This is a genomic window from uncultured Tateyamaria sp., assembly GCF_947504105.1.
GTDB lineage: Bacteria > Pseudomonadota > Alphaproteobacteria > Rhodobacterales > Rhodobacteraceae > Tateyamaria.
The window spans coordinates 1-7,382 of sequence record NZ_CANNGP010000084.1; the positions used below are offsets into that span (position 1 = coordinate 1).

A 7,382-nucleotide genomic window follows, 5' to 3' on the forward strand; every position below is an offset into this window, starting at 1 on the left:
AGTGATGCTGGCATATGCCATTGTGCCGTCTGGCTGCTCGGAACGAGCAAGTGACTTGGCAATGTCCTCGGGACGATCCGCGCGCCACCTTTTGCGTCTTCCTTGGGCGCGAGGACCACAAGCCGTCCGTGAATGAGCGCCTGAAAGACGTGTTGAACAAGCCGCGCGAGCAACTGGAGATCGAGGACGACCTACAGAAGGCAGAGGAGCGCGACATCGGGAATGAAAATACGCGGGACAGAGATCTTGATGAAGACCATTCTCTTTGATTCGATCAAGGTAAATCCATAGCCTACGCGGGCAATATGCTATGTAGACAGTTGAGATGCCGGTTCTTCCATGAGGTAGGTGTAGATGATTGACATCCCGGCCAGAAAATCATCGATGTCCATCGCTTCGTCTGGGTTATGGGAGCCGTTTCCATTGCGGATAAAGACCATCCCGGTCGGTACGCCCGCATTGGCGAAGACGGCGGCGTCGTGTCCGCCGCCTGATGGCATGATCAGCGGCGAGAACCCGGCGCGCTTCATTGCGGCTTGGAGCCCGGTGACCACACGGGTGTGCATCTGGGCGGGGGCGGTCTGGTTAGCGCTGTCCAGTTCGAAACGTACCCCCCGTTCCGCTTCGATCTTCGAGAGTTCGCGCGTCAGGAGGGCGCGCATGTCATCCAGAGTATCCGGGCTTAGGCTGCGCACATCGAGCGAGAAGTCGACATGATCCGCGATCCTTGAAATCGCGTCTTTGTCGACATCTGTGTGGACCATGCCGGAGGTGACCACGAGGTCGCCCCCGTTTCGGGTGATCGCCTGCCAGCCGTCGTCCAGCCGCATGAACAGATCGGCGACCGCCAGCACCGGATCGTGCCGGAAGGCGCGCGGAACGGCGCCGGAGTGCCCCGTTTCGCCTACGCAGCGGATTTGTTTATGCCGGAAGTTGCCGCGAATGCCCGAAACCACCGCCGCAGGCAGGTCCTTGCCCACCAATAGCGGACCCTGTTCGATGTGGAGTTCGATGTATTCGAGGAGTTGTTTTACAGGGAGCAGGGCGCGTCCGGCGCGCACCGGGGCCGTGTCGATACCGACCCGTTTCATATGATCGTCGAGACTGCGCTGGTCACCCTTGTGCGCCGCTGCAAGTTCGCTTTTGTCGAGCATCCCCATCAGGGCCTTGGAGCCGATGTAGCATGGACCGAACCAGGCGCTTTCTTCACCGCGCATCGCAATGACTTTGACGGGGAGGGCAAAGCGCGCCCCGCTGGAATGCGCGCGCATAAGGCACATCAGTCCTGCAATGACGCCGGCCAGCCCGTCAAAATTCCCGCCCATGGGAACACTGTCCATGTGGCTTCCGACCAGAACGAACCGGTCAGCATTCTCATCTTGCGGCAGGCTCATCACGAGGTTCTGTCCCTCGTCAAAGGCTGCCGTCAGTCCGTGCAATTCGGCAACCCACTTAAGATAGTTGAGAGACGCCGTTTCGATGTCGGAGAACGCAGGACGGCTCACACCGACCTTGTCTGGCCCGATTGCCGCAATATCGGCAAACAGCTTTTCGGCCAGCAATGGCTCATCTGCGCGCACCGACCAGTCCAATACCCTTGTCATGGCGCCGTCTCCATGAAGACCGCGGCGTCGACCGCATCGCTGTCGCGCACCGACCCGATCAGTTCTGTCAGCGCGGCGATGTTGCGCCCTTCCATGTAATTGACGAGATCCTGCAGGATCGTCGGCATTGCGGTCGGTTGAATGAATGTGGCTGTCCCGACCTGTGCCGCCGAGGCGCCTGCGATCAGGTATTCGAGCACGTCTTCGGCGTCGGAGATGCCGCCGCAGCCGATCACCGGGATGTCCACCACCTTGGTGCATTGATAGACCATGCGGAGCGTGACCGGTTTCAGAGCCGGGCCAGATAGCCCGCCCATCAGGTTGCCCAGCTTGGTTTTGCGCGACCGGGTGTCGATTGCCATAGACAGCAGCGTGTTGGCCACGACGAGCGCGTCCGCCCCGGCCTCTTGCGCGGCCAGCGCGACTTCGGTCGTTTCACCGGTGTTGGGCGACAGCTTGGCCCAGAGAGGGAGGTCCGATGCTCCGCGCAACTTTGCCATGACATGCTGCGTAGAGGAGGGACGTATGGCGAATGCCTTTCCATCCTCTTCGATGTTTGGGCATGAGATGTTGACTTCGATCGCATCCACACCCGGGACCGAGATCGCCTCGCAAAGCCGCGCGAAATCGTCGGCGGAATAAGCCGAGATGCTGACCACCAATGGAACGTCGTAATCCTTGTAGAAGGGGATCACGTTCTGGATGAAATGCTCGACTCCCTTGGACGGGATGCCGATGGAGTTCAGCATCGAGCCACGCACCTCGCACACACGCGGCGTTGGATTGCCGCTGCGCTTTTCATAGGTGATCGTCTTGGTCACATGCGCGCCAAGCGCGTTCAGATCAATCACGTCCGCGAGGTCCTCGGAGAATGTGCCCGAGGCGGGCATAATCGGGTTCTTGAGCGTCAGCGATCCTAATCTGGTGGACAGGTCTACCATCCGATCGCCTCCTGAATGTCGAAGACCGGCCCTTCGCGGCAGATCCGAACGCCATGGAGCCGCCGATCATTGTATGGCCGATGCCGCCGCGTGTGTGTCCCAGCAGAGACCGGACAAGATCAGTCAGGTGCCGCGCGATTTGGCCCGACCCCATGAGATGTGCCGCGAAGATGAAGAACGGGATGGCCAGCAGTGTCGTATGGTCGATCCCGGCGAAGATCTTTTGCACCACCACGGCATCTGGCAGCGTACCGAAATAGGCTTCCTTGATCGCCAGAGCCGGGATGCCGAGGACGAGGAATATCTCGAACCCGAGCAGAAGCAGCGCAAAGGCGAATACGACGATCAGGACAATCATGCGGGATCGACCTCTGCTGCATTCGGAGGCGAGGCGCGGTCAATGGCTCCTATGAAGCTGAGCGCGAAGCGCAGACCCAGAAGGGCGAAGCCGATCACCGGTGCCAGATACACATACCCGGTTGGGATGCCCAAGGTGGGGCTTGTCTGGCCTGTGCCGAGCACGAAGGACGACAGGTGGTATCCAAGCCACATCATGTAGACCGAGAACAGGAAATGGGTGTTTCGCCATATAGACCGGCTGCCGCCAGAGCAGCGCCCGGACCTTGAGCGGATCATTCTGCCGCCGAAACTGGAGCGCAAGCACCTGATCTGGGCCTTGCGCCAGAACGACAAACTGCTGAACGCGGCAAAATAGGGGGATTGGCCATTCGCAGCAACAATCAGCTTAGCGGGCAGGTGCCCGTGCAAGGCTGCGGTTCGGCAACCGGTGGTCGGCGTAGGGAGTTAGGGTTCCAGTTGATCGGACGTGAACACCGGATACACCGGCAGGTGCGGTACGGCCTTGACCTGCGGTGTGTCGTCCCCGCGCCATATGGCGCAGACGACGCCCAGAATGGTCGCGCCCGCTTCGGTTGCGAGGCCGTGAGCATCCGCCACGGCACCACCGGTCGAGATGATATCCTCGATGAACGTCACTTTTTTTCCGGCGAACTCTTGTCCCTCGATGGCCCGGCAAGTTCCATATGTCTTGGCCGTTTTGCGCACGAATGCCGTTGGCAGCCCGGTCTGCAGGGAAATGACCGTCGCAAGGGGCACGCCGCCCAGTTCGAGACCCGCAACGATTTCGGTGTCCGATGGGAGAAGTTTGCACATTTCCTTTGCCAGTGGCGCGATAAGGCTGGGCTGACCTTCAAAGCGATACTTGTCGAAGTAGTGGTTCGAGGTCTGTCCCGAGCGCAGCACGAAGGTGCCCTCCAGCCTGGACACGGCTGTGATCCCCTTTGCGAGTTCCTGCAATGACGTCGTTGACTGTTCAGACATACGCTCGTGCCTCAAGGATAAATCGAGCCTCTACTAGATGTATCGATATTGTTCGGCAAGCGGCATTGTTTGCGCTGCACAAGAAACCCTGCGCCGTATGCGGATCGGGACACGCTTTTGCGCGTCTCTTTGGTGCTGCGGGCGGGCTACTCGGCGGGTGTCTAAGGGTTTGCGGAGACTGGGTCCGGTGGCCGACGGTACAAAGATTGACGCCAATCAAAGCGCCCATTCACGCCTGCCCAAGTCGGTCTGGGGGGTGTGCATGTCGCGGCCGGCACTTGTTGTAAATACGGCACTTGCATCGGTCCATTGCAACACAGGGGATAGGAGAAGACATGGGGTCTGCACATGGCATTCTAGTTGACGGGGTCTCCAAACGGTTCGTGTCGAGATCGCGTACCAAACAGGCTGTCAGTTCGGTAAGCTACGATATCGCCAAGGGAGAGGTCTTTGGCCTGCTTGGCGCGAACGGTGCGGGTAAGACGACGCTGATCAAGCTGATGTCGACACAGCTTGCCCCGGATAGTGGCCGGATCCAGGTCGACGGACTGGATGTCGTGGCAGATCGACAGCAGCTTCGGCGCCGGATCAACGTCGTGGAAGGCGGTGACAAGGGCCTGTACCCGTGGCTGACGGGATATGAGAACCTGAGATTGTTTGCGTTGCTTTATCGTCTGCGGCCTGCCGGGATTAAGGCCCGGATCGAGACTGTTCTGCGCAAGGTGGACCTCGCCGAAGATGCCTGGCACGCTCCGACCATGACCTATTCCAAGGGTATGAAGCAGCGTGTGCTGCTGGCCAAGGGGCTGATCAACGATCCGACGGTCCTATTCTTAGACGAGCCCACCATCGGGCTCGATTTTGATGCGGTTCAAAGGATTCGCGACATCATCAAGGATCTGTCGCAATCCGGCACGACCGTGATTCTGACGTCGCACAATGCGACCGATATCGACAGCACCTGCGCGCGCGTTGCCGTGTTGATCGAAGGGGAGAACAGGGGGGTCTTTCCGGTAGAGGACTTGCGGGCGAAATACAGGTCCCGGGTCAAATTTACATTGGCCGAGAGTGAGCCGTTGGATGGCTTTGCAGCACTTGATCCCGGTTTGGACGTGGTTGAGGCGCATGGCGGGTCAACGATTGTTCTAAACCTTAACCAAAGCGGGATTGCGGCGTTCTACCGCCTGCTGTCCACGGCCGCGCACGCGGTTGACAACATCTCGGTCGAGGGCGCGTCGCTTGAAGACTTTTACGGAACCCTGATCAAAGAGGGCGCGTCATGAGGCGGATGGCCGAGCTTGTCTGGCTTTTCATCCGTCTGAATATCAGGCGCACGATGATGATCTTCGTTGGCGTGGTCCAACCGGTCTTCACTGTCTGGCTTTATGCCCTGAACCGGCCAGCGGGCTTTGACGGGGCACAGGACTTCTGGTTCATCCTGGTGAACGCCGGCCTTGTTAACAGCTGGACCATTCTGGTTTTTTCAACCCTGGGGGCGATCCTGCTGAGGCGTATGCAAAAGCGCTTGATGGCGAAGGGAGCTTTGGGATGACGCTCGCCGACAAATGCGCGAACCTTTATGCGGTGGCACGACTGGGGTATCGCGGGAATGCGGAGGCTTTGCCGGTCGGGGTATTGCTGGCCAACGCCGTGCTCGGTCCGCTGTTCTACGTTCTTTACTTCACCTTTGTGCGCTACGGCGCCGGAACCGGGGTGGAGCCTGAGCAAATTCTTCTGGTCGGATTTCTGTTGATGCCTGTCGGCACCTCGGTCTTCTATCTCGCTACGATATTTGCGCGGCTGCGCAATTGGGGGGTGCTGCGCTACATTATCGTGTCTCAGGTCGGATTGTTCGAGTTCGGGCTGACGCAGGTGATCTGGGCTGCGGGCATCGCTGTCCTCACCGTTTTGGTCGTGGCGCTGCCGACCATGTTGGCGCTCGGCAGCGGCTTTGCCGTCATCACGCATTTTTCGATTGCAACCGTGATTGCCTGCTTGTCCCTCAGCTTCGTTGGCCTGCTGTGCGCGATGGCGATCATTTCTATGCGCGACTATCAGATATTCATCAACTCGCTCTTCTTCATTGTAGTACTGACATCCGGTGTTGTCGACGATCTTTCGGGCCTCATGGACCACCTGCTGATGGTAAATCCACTGCGGCCTCTGGTCCGGTGGATGGAGGACACGGGCGGCACGCATATGCGGGATTGGCGCCTCGGTTTGGCCTGCTGTGTTGGGCTTGCCTATGTTTTTCTTGCCTGGATCGCCACGCAGATTCAGGAGAGGCGGATCGAAACTCAAGATATTTGAGCCTATTACCTGCAGGCGCGGTTTATGTTTTACAACAGTGAAGGTACATCGTTGGTGTCCGGCCAGCCTAATGTTTCACGGTTTGAAAACCAAGGCTAGGTGTAACGACCTGCAAACATAATCGGATCAGCTTGCAATCTTCGCGTTTTTCAGCCCGAATTAACTGCATCTATTGAGGGGGTTAAACTCGGATTGCCTGCGAATGAACCCAGATTATTTGCAACCAGCCTGCAATCATCTGGCTGAACCCGGATTATGTGCGAACGGGTTTAGTGCAACATGGAACGCCGACCACAGCACTCTTGAACTTCTTGCCTGACCCACAAGGACAGGGCTCGTTTCGACCGACCTTCCCGCCCTGGTGTGTGAATGTCCCGGCAGGTGGCGTGTATAGATCGCGTTGCTTCAGGAAATATCGATGCATCCGCATGACGCCTGCGGCGGCGCCAACAACCAGCTCTTCTCTTCTTTCATCCGATATGGGCTCGTCATAGGGCCGCATCTCTGGATCTTCATGATGCTCATAGGCCAGCGCCCAGATTGGCACCATAGCACCACCTTCGTTTTCGCCGTCCATGATTTCGGGCCAGATATTCGGTCGCAAATTGGTGCCCAGAAGGAACCCTTGGGCCCAATGGTTTGCCCGAACCTTCCCCTGCTCATCCTCAAACAGAAGCGGCAGGTAGACCTCTTTTGAATCGAGCTGTTGGTTCACATGGTTCCAGTGCCGGTTGACCGATTCGATGAATTGCTCAGCGTCTTCCATGCTTTCGAAGTCGAGAGCACCGTCATCAGTCTCACCGGTCTGGATAATGGGCATGTATTCACTTGGCATGACCAGATCCGGGCAACATGCCAGTGCGGCAAAGAACCCATCGAGCGCTTCGATATTCGGGATCGCACCGCCACGCACCCGACCAAGGAAATCATCGAGTATTTGCTCTTCGCGATCAGACAGTTTGGTTTTTAGGTTCATATCGGCAGCCCTGCTTTGCGCATAAGGGTTGAGAGTTCGTCGGTCCTGTCCGTGTCCAACTGGCCTTTGAGGAAGCGTCGGATTTCAGGGAGGCGAATATCTCACTCCCTCGCGGACCTCACCCTGTCCTACAAATTTTTAAAGAAGTCGTCGATCTCTTGCATTTCATCCTCTTCCTCGTGGAGATCTAAGCCAAATGGGTTGTCCAAA

Annotated in this window: 11 protein-coding genes; 5 read left to right on the plus strand and 6 right to left on the minus strand. The window is 58.0% G+C overall.

The annotated features are described in order from the left end of the window. The first annotated feature begins 50 nt into the window (after positions 1-50). Positions 51-269, plus strand: a complete 219-nt coding sequence (locus Q1A75_RS22920; protein WP_299593256.1) for a hypothetical protein — start codon at positions 51-53, stop codon at positions 267-269. Positions 270-308: 39 nt separating this feature from the next. Here Q1A75_RS22920 and Q1A75_RS22925 read toward each other — a convergent pair whose 3' ends face one another. From Q1A75_RS22925 to Q1A75_RS22940, 4 genes are read right to left on the minus strand one after another with little or no spacing between them, the layout of a single operon-like run. Continuing rightward, positions 309-1,604, minus strand: a complete 1,296-nt coding sequence (locus tag Q1A75_RS22925; RefSeq protein ID WP_299593253.1) for a Zn-dependent hydrolase — start codon at positions 1,602-1,604, stop codon at positions 309-311. Beyond that, complete coding sequence (locus Q1A75_RS22930) at positions 1,601-2,545, minus strand: dihydroorotate dehydrogenase (protein WP_299555966.1); 945 nt, start codon at positions 2,543-2,545, stop codon at positions 1,601-1,603. Before Q1A75_RS22930 ends, Q1A75_RS22925 begins: the two co-directional genes overlap by 4 nt. Then, positions 2,448-2,903, minus strand: coding sequence for a TRAP transporter large permease subunit (locus Q1A75_RS22935; protein WP_299555964.1), 456 nt, complete (start codon positions 2,901-2,903; stop codon positions 2,448-2,450). Before Q1A75_RS22935 ends, Q1A75_RS22930 begins: the two co-directional genes overlap by 98 nt. Then, positions 2,900-3,097 (minus strand): TRAP transporter small permease subunit, encoded by a 198-nt coding sequence (locus Q1A75_RS22940; RefSeq protein WP_299555962.1) that lies wholly within the window; start codon positions 3,095-3,097, stop codon positions 2,900-2,902. Before Q1A75_RS22940 ends, Q1A75_RS22935 begins: the two co-directional genes overlap by 4 nt. Before the next feature lie 25 nt (positions 3,098-3,122). Here Q1A75_RS22940 and Q1A75_RS22945 point away from each other — a divergent pair, with 25 nt between their 5' ends. Further along, complete coding sequence (locus Q1A75_RS22945) at positions 3,123-3,260, plus strand: hypothetical protein (RefSeq protein ID WP_299555959.1); 138 nt, start codon at positions 3,123-3,125, stop codon at positions 3,258-3,260. Between the two features lie 89 nt (positions 3,261-3,349). On the opposite strand, the gene pyrE is transcribed toward Q1A75_RS22945, so the two are convergent. Continuing rightward, positions 3,350-3,886, minus strand: coding sequence for an orotate phosphoribosyltransferase (gene pyrE, locus Q1A75_RS22950; protein ID WP_299555955.1), 537 nt, complete (start codon positions 3,884-3,886; stop codon positions 3,350-3,352). A gap of 335 nt (positions 3,887-4,221) precedes the next feature. On the opposite strand from pyrE, the gene Q1A75_RS22955 reads away from it, so the two are divergent. Genes Q1A75_RS22955 through Q1A75_RS22965 form a run of 3 tightly spaced genes read left to right on the plus strand, consistent with a single transcriptional unit; the run spans position 4,222 to position 6,196 of the window. After that, a complete protein-coding gene (locus Q1A75_RS22955; RefSeq protein ID WP_299555953.1) occupies positions 4,222-5,169 on the plus strand; it encodes an ABC transporter ATP-binding protein in 948 nt (315 codons plus the stop codon). Continuing rightward, positions 5,166-5,438: a hypothetical protein gene (locus Q1A75_RS22960; protein ID WP_299555951.1), complete on the plus strand. Its 273-nt coding sequence runs from the start codon at positions 5,166-5,168 to the stop codon at positions 5,436-5,438. The genes Q1A75_RS22955 and Q1A75_RS22960 overlap by 4 nt, the downstream gene beginning before the upstream one ends. Further along, a complete protein-coding gene (locus Q1A75_RS22965; RefSeq protein ID WP_299555949.1) occupies positions 5,435-6,196 on the plus strand; it encodes an ABC transporter permease in 762 nt (253 codons plus the stop codon). The genes Q1A75_RS22960 and Q1A75_RS22965 overlap by 4 nt, the downstream gene beginning before the upstream one ends. A gap of 253 nt (positions 6,197-6,449) precedes the next feature. Here the strand turns inward: Q1A75_RS22965 and Q1A75_RS22970 are convergent, their stop codons facing one another. After that, complete coding sequence (locus tag Q1A75_RS22970; protein ID WP_299593247.1) at positions 6,450-7,172, minus strand: UPF0149 family protein; 723 nt, start codon at positions 7,170-7,172, stop codon at positions 6,450-6,452. Between the last annotated feature and the right edge of the window lie 210 nt (positions 7,173-7,382).

What these genes read in the sequence shown, in the direction of transcription:
- Q1A75_RS22925 (WP_299593253.1), bottom strand. Translation starts at nt 1,604, where the DNA reads ATGACAAGGGTATTGGACTGGTCGGTGCGCGCAGATGAGCCATTGCTG.
- Q1A75_RS22960 (WP_299555951.1), top strand. Translation starts at nt 5,166, where the DNA reads ATGAGGCGGATGGCCGAGCTTGTCTGGCTTTTCATCCGTCTGAATATC.
- Q1A75_RS22930 (WP_299555966.1), bottom strand. Translation starts at nt 2,545, where the DNA reads ATGGTAGACCTGTCCACCAGATTAGGATCGCTGACGCTCAAGAACCCG.
- Q1A75_RS22970 (WP_299593247.1), bottom strand. Translation starts at nt 7,172, where the DNA reads ATGAACCTAAAAACCAAACTGTCTGATCGCGAAGAGCAAATACTCGAT.
- Q1A75_RS22935 (WP_299555964.1), bottom strand. Translation starts at nt 2,903, where the DNA reads ATGATTGTCCTGATCGTCGTATTCGCCTTTGCGCTGCTTCTGCTCGGG.
- Q1A75_RS22940 (WP_299555962.1), bottom strand. Translation starts at nt 3,097, where the DNA reads ATGTGGCTTGGATACCACCTGTCGTCCTTCGTGCTCGGCACAGGCCAG.
- pyrE (WP_299555955.1), bottom strand. Translation starts at nt 3,886, where the DNA reads ATGTCTGAACAGTCAACGACGTCATTGCAGGAACTCGCAAAGGGGATC.
- Q1A75_RS22965 (WP_299555949.1), top strand. Translation starts at nt 5,435, where the DNA reads ATGACGCTCGCCGACAAATGCGCGAACCTTTATGCGGTGGCACGACTG.
- Q1A75_RS22955 (WP_299555953.1), top strand. Translation starts at nt 4,222, where the DNA reads ATGGGGTCTGCACATGGCATTCTAGTTGACGGGGTCTCCAAACGGTTC.